The sequence below is a fragment of the Nocardia sp. NPDC004860 genome, from assembly GCF_040609015.1.
In the GTDB taxonomy this organism is placed as follows: domain Bacteria; phylum Actinomycetota; class Actinomycetes; order Mycobacteriales; family Mycobacteriaceae; genus Nocardia.
This window is the reverse complement of sequence record NZ_JBEXJI010000003.1, coordinates 102,236-122,390: the sequence shown is the minus strand read 5'-3', so window position 1 is coordinate 122,390 and position 20,155 is coordinate 102,236. Positions and strand designations below refer to the sequence as shown.

Annotated in this window: 17 protein-coding genes; 6 read left to right on the top strand and 11 right to left on the bottom strand. The window is 69.0% G+C overall.

Features of this window, described 5'->3' with window-relative positions; translation table 11 throughout:
* Positions 1 to 28 precede the first annotated feature (28 nt).
* Together ABZV44_RS08170 and ABZV44_RS08165 are read right to left on the bottom strand one after the other, a co-directional pair.
* On the bottom strand, positions 29 to 1,162 hold the full coding sequence (locus ABZV44_RS08170; RefSeq protein WP_354833348.1) for a methyltransferase: 1,134 nt from the start codon (positions 1,160 to 1,162) through the stop codon (positions 29 to 31).
* Between the two features lie 119 nt (positions 1,163 to 1,281).
* A complete protein-coding gene (locus tag ABZV44_RS08165) occupies positions 1,282 to 2,709 on the bottom strand; it encodes an MDR family MFS transporter (protein WP_354833346.1) in 1,428 nt (475 codons plus the stop codon).
* Between the two features lie 229 nt (positions 2,710 to 2,938).
* Between ABZV44_RS08165 and ABZV44_RS08160 the strand changes: the two genes are divergently transcribed.
* Positions 2,939 to 3,865 carry an LppP/LprE family lipoprotein gene (locus tag ABZV44_RS08160; protein ID WP_354833344.1) on the top strand — a complete coding sequence of 309 codons (927 nt, stop codon included), beginning with the start codon at positions 2,939 to 2,941 and terminating at the stop codon, positions 3,863 to 3,865.
* A gap of 63 nt (positions 3,866 to 3,928) precedes the next feature.
* Here ABZV44_RS08160 and ABZV44_RS08155 read toward each other — a convergent pair whose 3' ends face one another.
* Complete coding sequence (locus tag ABZV44_RS08155) at positions 3,929 to 5,608, bottom strand: DUF885 domain-containing protein (protein WP_354833342.1); 1,680 nt, start codon at positions 5,606 to 5,608, stop codon at positions 3,929 to 3,931.
* Positions 5,609 to 5,749: 141 nt separating this feature from the next.
* On the bottom strand, positions 5,750 to 6,667 hold the full coding sequence (locus ABZV44_RS08150) for a ribonuclease Z (RefSeq protein WP_354833340.1): 918 nt from the start codon (positions 6,665 to 6,667) through the stop codon (positions 5,750 to 5,752).
* Between the two features lie 119 nt (positions 6,668 to 6,786).
* Between ABZV44_RS08150 and ABZV44_RS08145 the strand changes: the two genes are divergently transcribed.
* Complete coding sequence (locus ABZV44_RS08145; RefSeq protein WP_354833339.1) at positions 6,787 to 7,251, top strand: DUF6153 family protein; 465 nt, start codon at positions 6,787 to 6,789, stop codon at positions 7,249 to 7,251.
* Between the two features lie 90 nt (positions 7,252 to 7,341).
* Positions 7,342 to 7,998, top strand: a complete 657-nt coding sequence (locus ABZV44_RS08140; RefSeq protein ID WP_354833337.1) for a DUF305 domain-containing protein — start codon at positions 7,342 to 7,344, stop codon at positions 7,996 to 7,998.
* A 114-nt stretch (positions 7,999 to 8,112) separates the two neighbouring features.
* Here ABZV44_RS08140 and ABZV44_RS08135 read toward each other — a convergent pair whose 3' ends face one another.
* Both ABZV44_RS08135 and ABZV44_RS08130 read right to left on the bottom strand, forming a co-directional pair.
* Entirely contained in the window at positions 8,113 to 8,400 is a 288-nt protein-coding gene (locus ABZV44_RS08135) for a hypothetical protein (protein WP_354834057.1), read from the bottom strand.
* Positions 8,401 to 8,546: 146 nt separating this feature from the next.
* Positions 8,547 to 10,064, bottom strand: a complete 1,518-nt coding sequence (locus tag ABZV44_RS08130) for an amino acid permease (RefSeq protein ID WP_354834056.1) — start codon at positions 10,062 to 10,064, stop codon at positions 8,547 to 8,549.
* Positions 10,065 to 10,267: 203 nt separating this feature from the next.
* Between ABZV44_RS08130 and ABZV44_RS08125 the strand changes: the two genes are divergently transcribed.
* Positions 10,268 to 11,140 (top strand): hypothetical protein, encoded by an 873-nt coding sequence (locus ABZV44_RS08125; RefSeq protein WP_354833335.1) that lies wholly within the window; start codon positions 10,268 to 10,270, stop codon positions 11,138 to 11,140.
* 176 nt (positions 11,141 to 11,316) lie between these two features.
* On the opposite strand, the gene ABZV44_RS08120 is transcribed toward ABZV44_RS08125, so the two are convergent.
* Positions 11,317 to 12,357, bottom strand: a complete 1,041-nt coding sequence (locus ABZV44_RS08120; RefSeq protein WP_354833333.1) for an NAD(P)-dependent alcohol dehydrogenase — start codon at positions 12,355 to 12,357, stop codon at positions 11,317 to 11,319.
* A 140-nt stretch (positions 12,358 to 12,497) separates the two neighbouring features.
* Between ABZV44_RS08120 and ABZV44_RS08115 the strand changes: the two genes are divergently transcribed.
* On the top strand, positions 12,498 to 13,961 hold the full coding sequence (locus tag ABZV44_RS08115; RefSeq protein ID WP_354833331.1) for an NAD(P)/FAD-dependent oxidoreductase: 1,464 nt from the start codon (positions 12,498 to 12,500) through the stop codon (positions 13,959 to 13,961).
* 4 nt (positions 13,962 to 13,965) lie between these two features.
* Complete coding sequence (locus ABZV44_RS08110; RefSeq protein WP_354833329.1) at positions 13,966 to 14,883, top strand: alpha/beta hydrolase; 918 nt, start codon at positions 13,966 to 13,968, stop codon at positions 14,881 to 14,883.
* Positions 14,884 to 15,004: 121 nt separating this feature from the next.
* On the opposite strand, the gene ABZV44_RS08105 is transcribed toward ABZV44_RS08110, so the two are convergent.
* The 4 genes from ABZV44_RS08105 to ABZV44_RS08090 all read right to left on the bottom strand — a co-directional run bounded on the left by ABZV44_RS08105 (position 15,005) and on the right by ABZV44_RS08090 (position 20,127).
* Positions 15,005 to 15,292, bottom strand: a complete 288-nt coding sequence (locus tag ABZV44_RS08105) for a chorismate mutase (RefSeq protein WP_354833327.1) — start codon at positions 15,290 to 15,292, stop codon at positions 15,005 to 15,007.
* Positions 15,293 to 15,430: 138 nt separating this feature from the next.
* Positions 15,431 to 16,000, bottom strand: a complete 570-nt coding sequence (locus ABZV44_RS08100; protein ID WP_354833325.1) for a helix-turn-helix domain-containing protein — start codon at positions 15,998 to 16,000, stop codon at positions 15,431 to 15,433.
* A 132-nt stretch (positions 16,001 to 16,132) separates the two neighbouring features.
* On the bottom strand, positions 16,133 to 17,368 hold the full coding sequence (locus ABZV44_RS08095; protein ID WP_354833323.1) for a cytochrome P450: 1,236 nt from the start codon (positions 17,366 to 17,368) through the stop codon (positions 16,133 to 16,135).
* Positions 17,369 to 17,445: 77 nt separating this feature from the next.
* The gene (locus ABZV44_RS08090) at positions 17,446 to 20,127 is read right to left on the bottom strand and encodes an alkaline phosphatase family protein (RefSeq protein ID WP_354833321.1); all 2,682 of its coding nucleotides are present in this window, start codon (positions 20,125 to 20,127) and stop codon (positions 17,446 to 17,448) included.
* Between the last annotated feature and the right edge of the window lie 28 nt (positions 20,128 to 20,155).

The window sequence follows — 20,155 nt, the reverse complement described above, 5'->3', positions numbered from 1 at the left end:
CGGGTCACAGTGGGCGGATCCCAGCGGGTCACAGGGGACGCACCGAGCGGGTCACGGTGAACTTGCGATTGCGGCCCATCACATCGGTTCTGCCGACCATGCGCTCCATGACGCCCCGGTAGTTGAGGTGGGTGTTGTAGACCGTCCACAGCTCGCCGCCGGGGCGCAGCACCCGGCCGGTCTGCTGGAACATCTTGATGGCCGAGCCGGTGTGCACGGCCGCGCCGACATGGAAGGGCGGGTTGCACAGCACCAGGTCGGCGCTGTTGTCGGGGGCGCTGGACATGGCGTCGTCCTGCAGCACGGTGACGCGGTCGGCGACGCCGTTGGCGGCGGCCGTGGCGCGGGTGGAGGCCACCGCGGCCGCGGACTGGTCGGTCGCCGTCACCCGGATGCCGGGGCGGGCCTTGGCGAGTGCGACCGCGAGAATGCCGGTGCCGCAACCCAGATCGATGGCATCGTGGGCATCGGGCTTCATCCGCTTCAGGTGGTCGAGCAGGAAGCGGGTGCCGATGTCCAGGCGCGGGCCGGAGAAGGCCGCACCGTGGGCCACCACTTCCAAGCCCTGCTCGTCGAGCCGGTTGCGGATCGGAAAACGGGGCTCGCCAATGGTTTTGGGCTCGGCGGCGAGCAGGATGCGGGATTTCTGGCGGCCGCGGGTGGCGCGCACCGAGCCGAAGGATTCGGCGAGCACCTCGTTCATGGCGGGGGTCAGGTACTTGTCGCGGCCGCCGGCGAAGACCTCGACATCGGGTGCGGCCCAGCGCGCGATGGCCTCGGCGGTTTCGGCCAGGCCGGACAGCGCGCGCGGCAGCCGCCACAGCACCACGCGGACATCGGAGAGCAGTCCCGCACCCAATTCGCGGGTCGAAAAGCGATCGGCTAGACCGACAATTCGGGCATTGCTGGCGAGTGCCAATTCACCGGTGAGCAAATCCTGATGCACCCGGACCCCGTGCAGGTCGTGCGCGGCGATGGCCCCGAGCGTCAACGCCCCGTAGCCGTCGTCGATCACAGCCACCCGCCCATCCCCGGCGGTGGCCAGCGAATCCGCGGCGACATCCAGCATGAGACGGTCGGCGGCATCGACCGCGTACAGGTTCACCGCTTCGACATCCGGATACCGCCGTAACCGGCCCAATACGTCCTCGACCTCAACCACACCTACAGTGTGCTAGATCATTGCCGAAGGATTCCATTCGGCACGGTCGGCGGCCTTTTTGCGGAATTAACCGATCCCGGCGCTAATCTGCGATTCCGCAAATCACATGTCGATCGTGTTCACGCCGCATGGATTTCCGAGTTGCCCGCGCTTCGCCGGGGCATGACGGCCGCCGCACCGATGAGAACCACCGCCATGGCGGCCACGCCCAGGAACACCAGGTGCACCGCCGGCGCGAGGTCCGACGCGGCCGGCTGGCCGGCCTTCCCGAGCCGGGCATTGACCAGCGCGCCGAACACGGCCACGCCCACCGCGCTGCCCAGCGAGCGGGCGAACATATTGGTGGCGGTGACCACGCCCCGCTCCGACCATTCGGCGCTCGCCTGGGCGGCGATCAGGGTCGGGCTGGCCACCAGGCCCATCCCCATGCCGACGACGAAACAGCCGATCGCCAACTGCCACAGGCTCGAACGCGCGTCCACCACCAGCAGCGACGCCGCGCCCACCACGGCGAACAGACTGCCGACCACCGCCGTCGCCCGGAAACCTATGCGCAGGTATACCTTTCCGGCCTGCGACGCCGACACCGGCCAGCCCAGCGTGAGCGCGCCGACGGTGAGACCCGCGATCAGCGCCCCGCTGCCCAGCACACCCTGCGCGAAAGTCGGCACGTACGAGGTGAGACCCAGCAGGATCGCGCCGACCAGCAGCGAGGCCAGGCTGCTGGCCACGACGATGCGCCGGGTGAAAACCCACAGCGGCAGAATCGGATTCGCGGCCCGCCGCTCCACCAGCCCGAACACCGCCAGCATCACCCCGCCGCCAGCGAAGAGCGCGAGACTCGCGGGTGAGCCCCAGGCCCAGGCCTGGCCGCCCTCGAGCAGAGCCAGAATCAGCGCCCCGGCTCCGACGGTGAGCAATCCGGCGCCGAGGTAGTCGACCCGATGGCTCTGCCGCGGAGTGCTTTCGGTGAAGTTCCGCAGGATCATCCAGGCCGCCAGCGCCGCCAGCGGCAGATTGATCAGGAAGATCCACCGCCAGCTGATGTACTCGGAGAACACGCCGCCGAGCAGCGGCCCCAGCACCGACGAGGTCGCCCACACACTGGCCAGATACGCCTGCACCTTGGCCCGCTCCGGGACCGTGTAGATGTCGCCCGCGATGGTCATCGAGATCGGGCTGACCGCGCCCGCCCCGATGCCCTGCACCGCGCGGAACGCGATCAGCGCGGGCATGCTCGTCGCCAGCCCGCACAGCAGCGACCCCACCGCGAAGGCCCCGATCCCGAACAGCATCACCGGTTTCCGCCCGACCATGTCGGCCAGCTTCCCGTAGATCGGCACCGTCACCGCCTGCGCCAGCAGATAGATGCTGAAAAGCCAAGGGAACTGCGCGAACCCACCGAGCTGATCGGTGATCGTCAGCACCGCGGTGGCAATGATGGTCGAGTCCAATGCCACCAGCGACGTCGACAACATGATCGCCGCGAGAATCGGCCCCCGCTCCGACCGCAACCCGATCGACGACGTCACATCCGTAGCCGTCACCGGCAGCCCCTTCCCTCAACACAACTCACCACCACTGTCGAACACGCCATCCGGGCCGCTATTCCCGGTGCGGTTGCGCCGGCTCGTGCGGGACGCGAAACACGAAGGTTCGCAACGGCCGGCACGCGGTCGCGCCGACGGCGAACCGGCGTGCCCATGAAATCGGGGGCGCAACGATCTGCGTCCGGGACTCGACGTGCTCGGTAGTACCGAGTGGGAGGGATTTTTCATGAAGAGGATCGTTGGCATCATCGCGGCGGTCGCCGCGGTGGCCCTGGCGACGGCATGTCAGGACGGTGGTTCGACACCTGCGACCAGCGGGGCGTCGGTGCCGAGCTCCGCCACCGTGACCGCACCGGGAACGGTTCAGTCTCCCGCCCCTCAGCAGTCGCCGGGCGCCACACAGCCCGCCGGTGACGGCGCTCCCGCCACCGCCGGAAACGGCAGATGCGTCGATCTGAAGTCGGCGGTGGTCACCGCCGCGCTGGGCCGACTCGGCTCCGGTGTCGGCGGTGACGGCTACTACGCGGACAGCGGTACCGATGCCGCCGTCGGCTCCTGCCCCGCCCTGCTGTGGGTGCTGGCCGGGACTCCGCACGGCACGGCCAGCTCACCGTGGCACGTGATGCTGTTCAACCACGCGGGTTATCTGGGCACCGCGACCAAGAAGTCGACGTCCTACACCCAGGTGGTCGGCTCGTCCGATCGCAGTGTCCAGGTCCAGTACCGGTGGCTCGCTGGTCAGGACGCCAGCTGCTGTCCCTCGGGCGGGCCGGTCACCGTCACGCTCACCCTGGGCGCCGACGATCACACCGTCACCCCGGATCGTGACTTCCCGGCCGAGGTGACCGATCCGAGTTCAGCGGGCACCCCGCCGGTGTGCCCGGTCACCAAATCCGTTCTGCTCCAGGCGTTGCACGGCACCGACATCGAGTCACGATTGGCGCAGCCGGTCGAACTCGAGGATCGAATCGACTGCTCGGGCGATTGGGCGATGGCCCACAGCGGAACCCACAACAACACGGTCAACCGGGCGCAGGTCCTGTTCCACTACGTGGCGGCCGAAGGCGGCTGGAAGCCGGTGAACCTCGGCAGCGCCCTGCACTGCACCGAGATCGGCGTTCCTGCCGATGTCGCGGACAAGATCTGCCACTGATCGATCTGTCACCGAGTGGGCAGGCCGGTGAGCCACGCCCACCGGCCTGCCCGCCACAGCGTGTCAGAGCGAGTCGGCTAGATCGCGCAGAACCGGGAGGCTGACCGAGCCGGAGCCGAGCACCGTGTCGTGGAAAGCCTTGATGTCGAAGGCGGATCCGAGGCGGTCGGTGACCAGGGCGCGCTGGCGGCGGATCTCCAGCTGACCGACCTTGTAGGCGACCGCCTGGCCGGGCATGGCGATGTAGCGGTCGATCTCCACCCGGATTTCCTCGAGCCCGACGGGGGCATTGGCGGACATGAAGTCGACGGCCTGCTGACGGGTCCAGCCCTTGGCGTGCAGGCCGGTGTCCACGACCAGGCGGCAGGAGCGCCAGGAGTCGGCGGCGAGCATGCCGACGCGGGTGAGATCGTCGGGGTACAGGCCCATTTCGTCGGCGAGGCGCTCGGTATAGAGCGCCCAGCCTTCGACGAAGGCCGTATTGGAGAAGGACATGCGCTGGAAGCGCGGCAGATGGTCCAGCTCGTTGGCGATGGTGAGCTGGAGGTGGTGGCCGGGGATGGCCTCGTGGTAGGCGACCGCGGCGGTCTCGTAGCGGTTGCGGCTCTTGGGTTCCCGCAGGTTCACGTAGTAGGCGCCAGGGCGGGAGCCGTCGGCCGCGGGCGTGAAGTAGTAGGCCGCGGGCGCGTCCGCGGCCAGGAAATCGGGGACGGGCAGGATGTCGCAGGACTGGCGCGGCAGCCGGCCGAACCAGTTGCCCATCTCCGCCTGGGCGGCGGCCAGATACGCCCGGGCGTCCGCCATGATCTCCGCACCGTCGCCGTAGCGCAGCGCCGAATCCTCGCGCAGCCGGGCGAAGATGGCGGTCTGCTCGGCGAGGCCGAACAGGCGGCCGCCCACCTCCTCGTATTCGGTGCGCAGGCGGGCCAATTCGTCCAGCCCGAGCTGGTGGATCTCGTCCGCGCCCAGGTCGGGCAATGTGGTGTGGTGGCGCAATAGGCGGCGGTAGATGTCCGCGCCGTCGTCGCCGAGCCAGCAGAGGCCGGGCTGGTCATCGGGGCGCGAAACGGGTTCGAGCTCGGCGGCGAGCACCGCCCGGTAGGCGGCGAACGCGGGCCGGATGACCTCCCGCGCGACCTCGGCCAGCTCTGCGCGCCAGTCGGTTTCGCCATCCCAGCCCGCCGGGCCGGCCAGGGTGACGAACGGGTCGTCGGCGAGATCCGAGGCCAGGTAGCCGTCCAGCTGATTGAGCGAGCGCTCGATGGTGATGTGCGCGGGGGTGCGCCCGGCCGCGAGTCCCGCCCGGAAGCGCTCCACGGCCTGGTTCATCAGGGTGCCGAACTGCCGGTAGCGCTGCACCAGCCGTTGCGCGTTCTCCGGTTCGGGCGCGTTCACCAGGGGAGCCATGGTCAGCATCCCGGCGTGCACGCCGGTCATCTGATCCGAGGCCATCTCGACGGGCCGCCACTCCAGATGCGAGACCGCCGAAGCCAATTCGGTGCGCAGCAGGCTCCGCGTGGTCCGGTCCTCGTCACCCAGCCGCGCCGGATCCAGCGCATCCACCTCGGCCAGCAGCCCCCGCCAGGTACCCAGCAGCCGTTCCTCCGCCGCGACCGACAGATCCTCGATGCGATCGTCGAATCGCCTGTCCCCCAACAGGGTCGCCTCGCTGGGCGCGGACTCCAGCATGGCGTCCCAGTACCGGTCGGCGAGTGCGATGAGTTCCTCGTGCGCTGTGTTCAATTTGCCCTCCGCTTCGCTCCGGGCGGGTTCGCGGCCTGGAGGTCTCGTTCTTCCCTCCCTGCGCTCCCCCGCTTCGCTCCTCCGCTCCGCTCAGTCCAGAACGAGACGGGCCGCGAACCATTATGGCCTTCTTCTCCGATGTCAGCGGCGTGGCGGAACCGGAATGCGCATCAGATCCTCGGCCACCACGATCTCACCGTCGAAATGGGCACGGGCATCGGCCAAATGCTGGTCCAGGGTGCGGTAGCGCTGCGAGTAGTGGGTCAGCACCAGGGTGCGGACCCCCGCCCGCGCCGCCACCTGCGCCGCCTGCCCGGCCGTGAGATGACCGTATTCGACCGCCAGGTCCTCATCGGCATCGATGAAGGTGGACTCGATGACGAGCATGTCCACGCCCCGGGCCAGGTCGTGGACGCCGTCGCAGAGCCGCGTGTCCATGACGAACGCGAAACTCTGTCCCGGCCGCGCCTCGCTCACCTCGTCGAGCCTGACGGTGCGCCCGCCGATCTCGACTTCGCCGCGCCGCTGCAATTCACCCACGACCGGTCCGGACAATCCCAGTTCGCGCAAACGCTCGGGAATGAAGCGCAGGCTGTCCGGCTCGTCGAGGCGATAGCCGAACGATTCGACCGGGTGGGACAGCCGCTCCGCGCGCAGGGTGAAATCGGCTCCCGGCGGCGGCAGTTCACCGGCGTCGGTGATCGGGTGCGGGTGCAGTTCCACCCGGCGGTTGTGCGCCGAGGAATCGATGAGCCGTTCGTAGTAGACCTCGCCGGATGCCGGGAAGTAGACGTCCACGGGATGCAGCGCCCCGTCCAAGCTGATGCGGCCCAGCACACCCGGCAGGCCGAAGCAGTGGTCCCCGTGGAAGTGGGTGATACAGATGCGAGTGATCCCGCTGGCGGCCACACCGGCGAAGCTCATCTGCCGCTGGGTGCCTTCGCCGGGGTCGAACAGCAACCCCTCGCGGTCCCACCGCAGCAGGTAGCCATTGTGATTGCGCTGTTTGGTCGGTACTTGGCTGGCCGTCCCCAGAATGACCAGTTCGCGCTGTGACACGGCCGTCAGGCTACCGCCCACCCCGCCGATCCTCGCGATGGCGAGCCGGGCGCGTCCCATGACGATACCGACAGGGGGTATCCGGCACGGGGCAGCGGCAGGTCCGTAGAATGGCCGCCGTGATCGAGCAGCAGCCCAGAGGCACCCGGTTCATCCGGGCCTTCGGGCTGCTCGCCCTGCTGGCCGGGCTGGTGGCCATGCACGCGCTCGTCCTCGGCATGAGCCACGACCGCATGACCGGCGACCACGCCGGGAGCGCGGCGACCGTCATGACCGAGCACCTGCACGACGCCGTTCTGCCCATGGCGGGTATCGCCCCGATCGCGATGGCCGCGGGCGAGGACCACGAGATGTCCATGCCCGGCTGTGGCGGCGATTGCGGCAATGGCCACGCCGGAATGCACGGTTGCCTGTTCGTGCTCGCCGCGCTGCTGCTCGGACTGGGTCTGGCCGTGCTGGCCTGGGTCGGCATCGGCCGGAGCGACGCCGCCGCCTCGACACCGCGCCACCCGCGCGCGCATCACGCCCGTCCACCACCCTGGACGGTGCTCTCCCTGGCCGAACTGGCGATCCTGCGGATCTGATGGGCCGCCGCGGCCGCGTATCCCCCACGCGGACGCGGGTTTTCGCCTGCTCATTTCCCGATTCACCAGTACCCACCAAGGAGTTCGACCATGTTCAGCACCCGGATCAAGCTCGCCCTGATCGCCGGCACCGCGGCCACCGCCCTGATCGCCGCCGGCTGCAGCAGCAATGACAGCGACACCTCGAAGGCCGCGCCGTCCTCGACCACCACGGCCATGGATCACGGCAGCATGCCCGGCATGGATCACGGCGCGACCGGCACCTCGGCGCCGGCGGCCACCCGCAGCGACTTCAACGCCGCCGACGTCACGTTCCTGCAGATGATGTACCCGCATCACGCGCAGGCCGTGGAGATGGCGAAGCTGGTGCCCACCCGCTCGCAGAACCAGCAGCTGATCACCCTGGCCACGGCCGTGGAGCAGGCGCAGTCGCCGGAGATGCGGCAGATCACCACGCTGCTGCAGAGTTTCGGCAAGCCCGCGCCGAGCGGCGACATGGGTCACGACATGCCCGGCATCATGTCGAAGGACCAGATGGCCGAGCTGGCGGGCCTGTCCGGCCCGGACTTCGACAAGCTGTGGATGCAGATGATGATCGAGCACCATCAGGGCGCGATCACCATGGCGAATACCGAACTGGCACAGGGCTCCAACGCCGAGTCGAAGGCTCTGGCGCAGTCCATCGTGGCCGCCCAGCAGCAGGAGATCACCCAGATGAACACCATGCTGGGCCAGAGCCAGCAGTAAGAAGCCAACGGGTGCGCCGGTTTCCGGCGCACCCGCAAGCCTCGCTCTCCCAAAGGGATTCAGAGGCGAAACCCACGGCCTTGGGAGGTATGGCCGCGAGTTACGGGAGTTGTTCTAGTTTCCGATGACGGTGTTCATGATGGTGCCGGCGCTGGTGGCGGTGGCGCCGCCGATCATCGCTCCGGCGATCATCTTCGGTGATTCGAGGCCGCCGCCGCTCCACTTCTCCCAGGCGAACCGGCCACCGCCGTAGGTGATGGCGGTGACGCCGGACAGCATGGTGAACCAGGTGAAGTACCGGACCAGCTTCATCAGCTTGTCCGCTACGGGTGGGGTCTCCGGGGTCGGGTTGCCGATCTGCGCGACAACCGTCGTGTAGGCGTCATGCACAGCGAGGAGCATGCTCACGATCGGTTCCTCTCGGGATGCTGAGACGGTGCTGATGGGCCGAACTTGTGGCACAACTCTCAATATTCAGAGCAATTGAACCGCATTCCACGAGGTGGCGTAGGGAAGACACACCACCAGCACCGAACTCGAGCACCCGATCAGCTACCGGTTTTCGCCTCCGCGCGAGCCATCACCGAGTGCCGTCGGCCGTAGGCGAAGTACACGATCAGGCCCAGCGCCATCCAGATGACGAACCGCAGCCAGGTCTCCACCGACAGGTTGAACATGAGCCAGGCGCAGGCGATGACCGACAGGATCGGGATGAGCGGTACCAGCGGCACCCGGAAGCCGCGCTTCAGATCCGGCCGGCTGCGGCGCAGCACGACCACGCCGACGGACACCAGCACGAACGCGAACAGCGTGCCGATATTGACCATTTCCTCCAGGGTGCCGAAGTCCACGAACCCGGCCAGCACCGCGCAGATGACGCCGACGATGGCGGTGATCCGCACCGGCGTGCCCTTGGTGCCGGTGTGCGCGAGCCGGCGCGGCATCAGGCCGTCGCGGGACATGGCGAACAGCACGCGGGTCTGACCCAGGAACAGCACCATGACGACCGTGGTCAGACCGGCCAGCGCGCCGATGGAGATGATGTTCTTGGCCCAGGTGACACCGTGCAGGGCGAATGCCGTCGCGAGGGTGGCGTCGTTGCCCTGCAGGTCCTTGTAGGACACCATGCCGGTGAGCACCAGCGAGACCGCCACGTACAGCACGGTCACGATGGCCAGCGAGCCCAGGATGCCGCGCGGCACATTGCGCTGCGGATCCCTGGTCTCCTCGGCGGCGGTGGCGACCACGTCGAAGCCGATGAAGGCGAAGAACACGATGGAGGCCGCGGCCAGCAGGCCGTACCAGCCGTAGTGGCTGTTGCCGCCGCCGGTGACCAGCTGGAACAGGGTCTGCTGCAGCTTGCTCGCGCTGCCGGAGTCCGCGTTGGGGACCGAGGCGGGGATGAAGGGCTTCAGGTTCGAGGCCTTGAAGTAGGTGGCGCCGACCACGACCACCAGCGCGATGACGGCCAGCTTGATGGCGACCGCGACCGCGGAAACCCGCGAGGACAGTTTGGTGCCGAGGGCGAGCAGCACGCCGAGCACGGCGATCAGTACGACCGCGCCCCAGTCGAACTTGACCGACCCGAAGTGCCAGATGGGCTGATGCCCGCCCATGACCGTGCCCAGGTACTGCGACCAGCCCTTGGCGACCACGGAGGTGCCGAGCGCGAATTCCAGGATGAGGTCCCAGCCGATGATCCAGGCGACCAGCTCACCGAAGGTGGCGTAGGAGAAGGTGTACGCGCTGCCCGCGACGGGGACGGTCGAGGCGAATTCGGCGTAGCAGAGTGCGGCCAGGCCACAGGCGACGGCCGCGAAGACGAAGGCCAGCGAGACCGCGGGTCCGGCCATGTTGCCCGCGGTACGCGCGGTGAGGGTGAAGATACCGGCGCCGACCACGACCGCGACGCCGAAGACCGTGAGGTCCCACGAGGTCAGGTCCTTGCGAAGTTTGGCATCGGGATCGTCGGTGTCCCGGATCGACTGTTCGACGCTCTTGGTGCGGAACAGTCCGGTGGTGCGTTGGGCAGCGGGACCGGCAGCGTCTCGCGAGGAGTCCGATATCGCCACTGTCTCTCCTAAATCTGGCTTCTCGGCAACAATGCAGTTCTCACCGGTCGGTCACCATCAGGCGAGTTGTCGGCGTCACACGGCACCGTATCATCAGCTGGTACGTACCAGTTCAGCAACAGGCTGGTCACCGAGAAGGCACCCGCGTGCCGCCGCAACACCACGCCGGGGACCGCTGGGCGTATTAGTGTTTCGGTATGGCTTTCGGGGGAACGTCCGCGGGTGGGGATCCGGTCGCGCTGGATCGGGTGCTGGCGCATGCGCACGGCGTCCGGGTCAGGGAGATGCCCGGGGACGCGCCGACCCTGCTGGAGGAACGGGACCCGATTGCCGTGCGAGCGCTGCGGGACGCCCTGCGCGTCGCCGACCTGTCCGGTTTCGTGTGCATGTGCTGGGGCGATGTGGTGCTGGAGTTCTTCGACACCGACGAGCGTCCGCTCACCACGGTGACCCTGCATCACGGCTATTCGATCCGCTGGGACGGCTGGCCCCGGGACGCGCTGCTGGCCGACGGCGTCCGCTCGCTGGAATGGCTGGCCGTGCGCGGCATCGCCGTTCCCCTGCGCGAATACCGCGTGGCCGAGCAGCGCCAAGCCGAAATCGACCGCACCGCCCGGCTCTGGGTGGCCGAGATCCCCGCACCACTCACGCCCTACACGGACATCTTTCTCGACACGTCCACCTCCGGCGGCGGTCTGACCGGACCCCAGGTGGCAGCGGCCCGGGCCCTGCTGTCGGCGGCGTACCCGGATGCGGTGGATCGAATCCTGCGCCTGTGCGCCTGGTACGCCGCGGGCACCGGCGCCTACTCGGGTTACCCTCCGTACGAACGCATTCCGGCGCAGTTCCTGGATCTGGAGAACCACACCGATTTCGCCCGCGCCGTCGACCTGGCCGACGACGCCGCCATCGCCGACGCGGTCCGTTACCTGATCAGCTGGGATACCCGAAAACGCCTGGCCCGCCTGCTATCCGCGCTCTCCCCCGCCGCCCGCCGCAAGGTCCTCGTCCACGCTCGCGACGCCGAATCCCGCCGCTGGCTGGAGCGCCGCATCGCGGGGTTGCAATGAGATACCGCCGGGAGCTGGCGCCCGGCGGATAATTCGAGGTGTGGCCGGATGCCCCGCACGCCATCAACGGCGAGTTCCCGGACGAGATCGCGGCGCGCGTCGCGAAGTTCCTCGGCGAGATAGAGCCCGCCGCAGGCTGATTCGTCCGGCCTGTCTCGGGCTCATTCGCGAATCGGTCAGGGCACCAGGACCGCGCGCCCCCGGATCTGGCCCGCGTCCAGGCGGCGGAAGGCTTCCGGCCCCTCGGCGAGGTCGAAGCGCTCGACCTCCATGTGCAGCTTGCCCGCCTGGGCGAGGGCCACGCAGGCGTGCAGGTCGCTGCGGGTGCCGCCCAGCGATTTCCGCACGGTCGCGCCCCACGGCCAGCCGGGGCCGCCGGCCGGTCCGGCGGTGATTTCCGGTGCGCCGCCGCCGATTCCGACCATGCGGTAGGCGCCGTTGGGGGCGACGGTCTCGCACGCCAGCTTGGCGGTGGAGTCCACGCCGACGAAGTCGAAGACGGCGTCCGCGCCGCGCCCGCCGGTGAGGTCGAGGATCTGCTGGGCGGTGTCGCCGCCGGAGAGGATGCCGAGTTCCGCACCGCAGTCGGCGGCCAGGTCCAGCTTCTCCTGCGCCTGGTCCACGGCGATGACCCGCACGCCGGAGATGGCGTGCAGGATCTGCACCGCCACGTGCCCGAGCCCGCCGATGCCGATGGCGACCGCGGTGCCGCCGGGCCGGAGTGCTTCGCGCGCACCGCGAATGGCGTGGTAGGCGGTGAGTGCGGCGTCGGCGACCGGCGCGGCCTGCAGGAAGTCCAGGTCGCCGATGGGCACGAACGAGCTCGCCGGAATCCGCACGTACTCCGACATCCCGCCCTCGATGGTGAGTCCGGGGCAGGGCGGCATGGCGACGCGACCCGCCGCGAGACAGACGTTCTCGTTGCCGCTCACGCACTCCCGGCAGACGCCGCAGGTCCAGAACAGGTAGACGACGCCGCGTTCGCCGATCTCGCGCCCCTTCACGTCCGAACCGATGGCCTCGATGGTGCCGGCGATCTCGTGGCCGAGGGTGAGCGGATCCTCGCGCAGCTGGATCGGGAAGTTGACCAGGGTCAGGTCGGAGTGGCAGACGCCCGCGGCGCCGACCTTCACCAGCAGGTCGGTTGGTCTGATGTCCGGGACCGGAATGTCGTTGATCTGCACCTTTTCCGGGCCGGTCCACTGGAGTGCGCGCATCGTGCTTCCTTGTCTCGAACTTGTGATCTGGCGCACACGGTAGCAGTGGCTTTACACTGTGTCTAGCGAATGACGGAATGTCTACTGATTTACTCGAAAGTCTTCCCACCATGTCGGACAGCTGTCTAGGCTCGCGTCCCATGAACACACCGCGGATCGCCATCGTGGGCGCCGGAATCTCCGGGATCTGCATGGCCGTGGCTCTGCAGCGGGCAGGATTCACCGACTTCACCCTCTACGAGAAGGCCGACGAGTACGGCGGCACGTGGCGCGACAACAGCTATCCGGGCCTGGTGTGCGATGTGCCCTCGCGGTACTACCAGTTCCGGTTCGCCATGAATCCCGCATGGTCACACCTGTATTCGGCGGGGCCGGAGATCAAGGACTATCTGGCCGGAGTGGCGCGCGAGCACGGACTGCATCGCCGCACCCGCTTCGGGACCGAGGTGACCGGCGCGGTGTTCGACGGCGACGGCTGGCAGCTCACCACCTCCGACGGCGTGACCCGGCGCGTCGACTTCGTGCTGTGCGCAACGGGTTTCCTGCACCACCCGAGCCGGCCGGATATCCCCGGCTTGGACGAATTCGAGGGCCCGGTCATGCATTCCGCGCGCTGGCGGCACGATGTCGAGCTGACCGGCAAGCGGGTGGGCGTGATCGGCACCGGCTCCACCGGCACCCAGCTGGTGAGCGCGCTGGCGGGCACGGTGCCGGAAGTAGTGCTGTTCCAGCGCACTCCGCAGTGGATCCTGCCGACGGTGAACCGGCCTTACACGCGGGTGTCGAAGCGGCTCTACTCGCTGATCCCCGCACTGGGCGCACTCCCCTACTGGTTCAATCGCGCCGCCTTCGCCGTGTTCTCGCAGGGCCTGGTGCATCCCGGCCGGGTGCGCCGGTTCATCCAGTGGGTGGTGGAGCGAAACCTGCGATCGGTCAAGGATCCTGAACTGCGGCGCAAACTGACGCCCGACTATCAGGCCATGTGCAAGCGGCTGGTGGTGTCCGACCGCTTCTACCAGGCGGTGCAGCGCCCCGATGTCACGCTGGTGACAGAGGGCATCGATCACGTCGAGAAGCGCGGCGTGGTGACCACGGACGGTCGTCTATACGAGCTCGACATCCTGGTCCTGGCAACGGGTTTCGACTCGCACGCTTTCATGCGCCCGATGGCCATCACCGGACTGGACGGCCGCACCCTGGATCAGGCCTGGGAGCAGGGCCCGCGCGCCTTCGAGGGTGTCATGATGCCGGACTTCCCGAATCTGTTCATGCTCGTCGGCCCGCACAGCCCTTTCGCCAATCATCCGCTGACCGCGGTCGCCGAGGCGCAGTCCGCCCGGATCGTCGGCTGGCTGCGGCGGTGGCAGGCAGGTGAATTCGCGACCGTCGCCCCCACCCGTGCCGCCACCGACCGCTACAACGCGCGGATGCGGGCCGCCGCCCCGAGCACGGTGTGGACCACCGGCTGCACCAGCTGGTACCTCGGCAAGGACGGGCTGCCCGAGCTGTGGCCGTGGACCCCGGGGCGCTACGAGAAGCTGATCCGCAGCGCTCCGGATCCGGTCGACTACGACTTGAATCAGCGTGTCGAGAGTCGGAAGTGACATCGTGGAAATAGCGTTCTGGCGCTTGCTCTCCCGCCTGGTGGGCCACTGGTGGTTCGGCCCCGCCCCCGACTGGTCCCGGGTCCGCGCCCGGGCCGGCGCGGGCACCACCTTCGCCCGGGCGCCGCGCGGTATCGCCGTCGAGACCAGTCGACTCGGCGGCATACCGGTCGAAACCCTCACTCCCCGTTCGGCGCCCGCCGATGCCGCAGTGCTGTACCTACACGGCAGCGGCTATGTGATCGGCATGCCGCGCATGGTCCGCACCCTCACCGGCGCGCTGGCCGCGGCCATGGGGACGACCGTGCACGCCCTGGACTACCGGCTGGCCCCCGAGCACCCGTACCCGGCCGCCATCGACGACACCGTCGCCGCCTATCGAGCCCTGCTCGCGGCGGGCATCCCGGCCGAACGCATTGCGGTGGTCGGTGATTCGGCCGGCGGCGGCCTGGCGCTGGATCTGGCCCTGCGGCTGCGCGAGAAGCACTGGCCGCAACCCGCGATCCTCGGGCTCATCTGCCCAGTGCTGGACTTGACCGCGAATTCCTCGGCCTTCCAGTGCGATCCGAGCCGGGAGCCGCTGCTGAACCCGCCGCTCATGACGCAGTTCATGGACGCCTACCTGCCGGGCGTCCCCGAGGACGAGCGCCGCGCCCGGTCGCCGCTCTACCGCGACATCACCGGCCTGCCGCCCATCATCATGCATTCGGCGGGCGACGATCTGCTGGCCGGCGACGCCCGCCGCTTCGCCGCCATTGCAGCGAAATCGGCTGCGCCCCTGCGGCACCGCGAGTACCGCAATCTCTGGCACGTCTTCCACGCCATGCCCATGCGCGTGGCACGGGAAGCCGTGACCGATCTCGCCTCCGCGCTGTCCGACCGCCTCTACGGCCACCACGTCGGACATCGGGCAGGCCACTGATCCGATCGCGCCACCGGGTCCGCCCGGCCGGTGAACTCCCGATCGTGGCCCGCCGCACCACCTTCGGGCCCCGTCCGCCCACCGTCACGGTGATGGGCCGGGAGCCACAGGCGCATCGAGCTCACCGGCGTGCGCTGTGCTCGTCCAGCTCGAATGCGATGAACGTGCCGATCATGGCCCGCCAGACCGCTTCTGCCACAGCGGGCTCCAGCCCTGCGGCGGCGGCGCGCTCGCGTGCCAGCGAGACGACCCGCTCAACACGATCGGGCGCACGCACGGCCTGCTCGTCGGCCTTGAAGGTGGCGGCCGCGCGCACCAACTCCTGTCGCTCGGCCAGCAGCCGGATCAGGTCACCGTCGAGAACGTCGATGCGCGTGCGGACTTCGGCCAGCGAACGTGGAGCGGACATGAGCAGGCAGCCTATCGAACGCCCCGGAGCAGTGCCGCCGACCGCGCGCGTGACCGGCTGGTTCGGGGCCGGACCGCACCACCGCACTGCGGTCACAGGCCGGCGGCGTCCGACTGTCCGGTTCGGCGGCCCTGCGGATCAGACGAAGGCGCGGCTGACGACCGGCACCACGAACTCCTCCAGCATGGCGCGCTCCTCGGCGTCGTCACGGCCGGGGGCGGCGAGGAAGGAGACGATGATGCGGGTCAGCCAGCGGGCCAGCCGGCTGCGTTCGGGGTCGGTGAGGGCGGTGGGCGTGAACAGGCCCGCCGCAATGGATTCGATGACGTCGGAGTCCTGGCTGATGCGCCCGGCCGCGCCGGATTCGCCGGGGCGGAACCAGGCGATGAGCATGGGGTCGGCCCGGACCGCGTGGATCGCGCCGAGCATGGCGGTGACCACCTTCTCGCCCGGATCCTCGATCGTGGCAACCTGTTCGAACACGCCCCCGGCAATGCGGCGGGTGGCGCGGTGCACGAAGGCCAGGCGGACGGCCTGCCGGTTTTCGAAGTACCGGTAGAGGGTCGCGCGGGAGCATCCGGCCGCCTTGGCGATATCGCCCATGCCGACCGCGGTGACGCCGCGCTCGGCGAACAGGCGCGCGGCGGCATCGAGGATGCGCTCGGCGGCCAGGTCGGCGCGGTCGTCGGCCAGCCAGTCTCGGCTCATGGATGTCCCTTCGCTGCTCGCGGGTCCGGCGGCGGGGCAGCCGCCACCGGACCCACTCGTGCACACTCTGCCCGCGCGGTGCGCGAATGGTGCGATCGGGCCGACCTTGGGTGCTGGCCGGCCTGGAGTCGGTCAGGCCGTCGCCCGGAACGGGACGGAGATCGGCCAGCGCACATAGTTGCCGTGCGCCCACTGCACGGTATCGAGATCGACGGTGAAGTCGGGGCAGCGGGCCAGCAGTTCCTCCAGAGCGACCCGTGCCACCATGCGGGCGGCGGCCGCGCCGAGGCAGTGGTGGTGGCCGTGGCTGAAGGTCATGATGCGCTTGGGATTGCGGCGCACGTCGAGTTCGGCGGCGGTGGGCCCGAATTCGCGTTCGTCGCGGTTGGCCGACCCGTAGAGCAGCAGCACGCGGCGGCCCGCGGGGATGGTGACGCCGTGCAGCTCCACATCGCGGGTGGCGGTCCGAGCCAGGCCCTGGACCGGGGAGGTCATGCGCAGGAATTCCTCGACGGCGTCGGGGATGAGCGCCGGATTCTCCACCAGCAGGCGGCGCTGGTCGGGGAAGGCGGTGAGCAGTTGCACCGCACCGCCGAGGTTTCCGGTGGTGGTGTCATTGCCGCCGGTGATCATGGTGAAGGCGAAGCCGAGCATGGCCAGCAGGCCCTCGTTGTCGCCATCCGCGCCGAGCCCGGAGGCCAGCAGGTGCGAGATGGTGTCATCGCCGGGTTCCTTACGCCGCCGGTCGATGAGTTCGCTGAAGTAGCCGACCATTTCACCGACCGCGGTGAAGGCGTTCTGGTCGCCCGCGGCCAGTCCCGCACCCTCGACCGCGCCGCCGACGATGTTCTCGGTCCACGCGTCGAACTTGCCCCGATCCTGTTCCGGCACACCGAGATAGTGCGCCACCACCATGGTGGGCAGGGGCTTGAACAGGTCCTTGACGATATCGCCGGAGCCCGCGGCCCGCAGGCCCTCGATGCGCTCGACGACGAAGGCGCGCACCTCGGGTTCGACCGAATTCACCTGCCGGGGTGTGAATCCCGGTGATACCCGGCGGCGGAAGTCGGTGTGGTCGGGCGGGTCCATGAAGACGAACGGCTTGGCGGCGCCGAATCCGGCGGCCAGCAGGTCGACGTAGTCGACGGTCAGGCCGGAGGCCGAGGAGTAGGTCTCGGGGTCGCGCGCGGCCGCGTACACGTCCGCGTGCCGGGACAGGACGTAGAAGTCGTCGGATTCGCGGCCCTCCGGGACGGCCCGGTGGACCGGATCGTGGTCGCGCAGCTGGGAATACATGGGATACGGGTCGCGCCAGGTTTCGCCGGAGCGCAGTTCGAATCGCACCGCATGAGACGCCGTTGAACTCATGAACCGAAGGTAAGACAAAACTCGCGATATGTCTAGAACCTGTTGCATAACTGTCCCGATGTACCAGGCAGCCGGAATCAGAGCACCCGGAAGCGCACCGGATGGGCCAGCGGCCGGCCCGCATCATCCAGGTGATGTAGCAGGTAGGAGCCCGTCGGCAATGGACCGGACCGCGGGGCCGCGTCGGCCGGGACCGCGCCGACCTGCCGCAGTCCCGCTACCGGAGCGACCGCCGCATCTGCCGCGCCAGGCTGGGCGATGACCGGCAGGACCACCTGATCCCGCGTCACCCCGTTCCCCAGCGTGAGAGTGCGCAGCGCGGGCGTGGCGGGCACCGTGGCGGCCAGGCCACCGGGATCGGCGTAGACGGCGAGGCGATGCCCGGCCACCGCACCCGCGAGGCCGTAGCTGACGACCAGGTCCCGGCCGGGCGCGTAGAGGGACCGGTCGAGCAGCAGCCGGTCGAAGGGCGCCGCGTCGTCGGCGGTCCTTCCGGCGGCTCCGGTCTCGACGAATCCTCTTGTCCGGCACCAAAATCCGGCATCAGCGGCGGCCGTCACCGAGAAGTCGTACCAGCCCGCTCCCTCGGCATCGGTGTCACAGGACATCTCGCGCCGTTCGGTCCCGCCTGCCGCGATATCGATAGTCCAGGGCCCGTCGTGACGGTAGGCATTGGAGATCACCGCGACCGAAACCCGTTGCGTCCCGCCGTTTTCGAATACCCAGGAGAGCTTGCGCCGGCCGGAGGCGGCCGCGGTGGCGGTGACCCGCAGCGCGCCGCACGGACCGGTGAGATCGCCGGCGAAGCGGCGCTGGAAGCCGTCGGGGCCGTACACCGAATAGTCGTAGCGACCGTTCACCGCCGGAAAGTCCTGTGCGACAGTGCTGCCGCCGGGGATATCGAAGCGGGTCGGCGTGAAGTCCGCGGCGAAGGCATTCGGATGCACCCGGCAGTGCACGGTGCCGGTGCCGCCGTTGTCGATGGTGAGGGTGATCCCGGCCTGCCCGTTGGGCGCGCACCGGGCCTGCATCCGGTACGGCAGCGGCACCCGCGCCTTGCTGCCGCTCTGCTGCTTCGGCAGGCGCTGCACGAACGGAAGTGGTTGCGCGACACCGGACATCGTCTGCTCGGCGCGCGGGGCGGCGGTGGGCAGGATGAGGGTGCGGCGCGCGCCGAAGTCGAACAGCGAGGACAGGTCGCCGCACACCTCCCGCCGCCACGGGCTGATATTGGGTTCGGCGACACCGGTGACCCGCTCCAGGAACTTCAGCACCGAGGTGTGGTCGAACAATTCGGAGCAGACGGCCTGTTTGCTCCACGGCGACACGATGATCGCGGGTGTCCGCGCGCCCAGGCCGGCATTGTGGCGGCCGAAGTATTCACCGGGCGCGCCCTCCGGTGGCGCCGGCGGCGGGATGTGGTCGAAGTACCCGTCGTTCTCGTCGTAGTTGAGGATGAATACCGTCTTGTTCCAGACGTCCGGGTGTTCGGCGAGCGCCTCCAGCACCCCGCGCACCATGGCCTGCCCATTGCGCGGGCCCATGACCGGATGCTCGCAGTCGACGTAGGGCGCAACGATCCAGGACACCGTGGGCAGCCGTCCGGTCGCCACGTCGGTGCGGAAGGATTCCACGAGCGTGCCGGTGCGCGCCCGCAGCAGCCCCTGCTCCACCAGCGCCCGCTGCCCCGCCGACAGCTCGTCCAGGCCCCGCTTCAGGTCGGCGGCGTAGGCGGGTTCGAGGCTCGGATCCCGTTGCAGGTCCGTGTAATAGCGGAAGAAGTTCTCGAAGGCGACCCCGCGCCCGCCATTGGTGTACTTCAGCGCCGCCCGCGCGGCCTCACGGAAGGGCAGGAAGAACTCGAGCGCATTGTCGGTGTAGTTGTCCCACTCCTGGTAGACGCGCCAGCCGATGCCGCGCTCCTGGAGTCGTTCGGCGTAGGTGGTCCAGGGCAGGCCGAAGATGATGTCGTTGACGTAGCGTCCGGCGTCGGGGCCGAGCAGCGCGTCGTAGAGGAACAGATTGCCGGTCCGCGGCGCCACCAGCCCGGCCAGCGATTCGGCGACCGAGTGCGGGAGGGCGCTGGTCAGTCCGTGCACCATCCCCAGTACGGCGTCCACGATCCCGGCGACCGGCAGGCTGCGCATCCAGCGCAGTTTCAGATCGTCGGCGAACAGCGAGACCTGCAGGGACTCCGCGAAATTGTCCAGGGCCAGCGGGTTTTCCACGGTGCCGGTGAACAGGTACATGCGATTGGGGTCGGTGGGCCCGTTCACCGAGCAGTGGTAGCCGTCGCACAGGGTGAACGCCTCGGCGAGCTGGTAGTAGAAGCCCAGGCTGTCGCGGTCGTAGCCGACCATGGTGCCTTCGCCCTTGGCGGGGATCCAGCCGTCGTGCCGGCCGAAGGCGAAAGCGTCATGGCCGGTGCGGGTTCCATGATCGGTGCCGTCGATGTTCTGGAGCGTGGTGGGGTATGGCAGCACCACCCGGCCGCCGTCGGGCTGGTGGAAAACCGAGCGTCCGGTGGACAGTTGTAGCGCATTGAGATCGGCGTAGCCGCGCACGCCGGCCATGGAGCCGTAGTAGTGGTCGAAGGAGCGGTTCTCCTGCATGAGGATGACCACGTGTTCGATCCGGTCCCAGCCGCCGGGCGGGGCCGGTTCGGCCCAGGCCTGCACCAGGCTCGGCGGGAGCATCGACATGGCTCCGGCCGCACCACCCAGCTGCGCGGCGTGCTTCAGAAAACGCCTCCGATCCATGGCAACCCCTGTGAGCATAGGAACGGCT

Bases quoted from the DNA above. Each gene is read 5' to 3' on its own strand.
- ABZV44_RS08160 (WP_354833344.1), top strand. From the start codon at position 2,939: ATGAAGAGGATCGTTGGCATCATCGCGGCGGTCGCCGCGGTGGCCCTG.
- ABZV44_RS08140 (WP_354833337.1), top strand. From the start codon at position 7,342: ATGTTCAGCACCCGGATCAAGCTCGCCCTGATCGCCGGCACCGCGGCC.
- ABZV44_RS08135 (WP_354834057.1), bottom strand. From the start codon at position 8,400: ATGCTCCTCGCTGTGCATGACGCCTACACGACGGTTGTCGCGCAGATC.
- ABZV44_RS08125 (WP_354833335.1), top strand. From the start codon at position 10,268: ATGGCTTTCGGGGGAACGTCCGCGGGTGGGGATCCGGTCGCGCTGGAT.
- ABZV44_RS08120 (WP_354833333.1), bottom strand. From the start codon at position 12,357: ATGCGCGCACTCCAGTGGACCGGCCCGGAAAAGGTGCAGATCAACGAC.
- ABZV44_RS08115 (WP_354833331.1), top strand. From the start codon at position 12,498: ATGAACACACCGCGGATCGCCATCGTGGGCGCCGGAATCTCCGGGATC.
- ABZV44_RS08105 (WP_354833327.1), bottom strand. From the start codon at position 15,292: ATGTCCGCTCCACGTTCGCTGGCCGAAGTCCGCACGCGCATCGACGTT.
- ABZV44_RS08100 (WP_354833325.1), bottom strand. From the start codon at position 16,000: ATGAGCCGAGACTGGCTGGCCGACGACCGCGCCGACCTGGCCGCCGAG.
- ABZV44_RS08095 (WP_354833323.1), bottom strand. From the start codon at position 17,368: ATGAGTTCAACGGCGTCTCATGCGGTGCGATTCGAACTGCGCTCCGGC.
- ABZV44_RS08090 (WP_354833321.1), bottom strand. From the start codon at position 20,127: ATGGATCGGAGGCGTTTTCTGAAGCACGCCGCGCAGCTGGGTGGTGCG.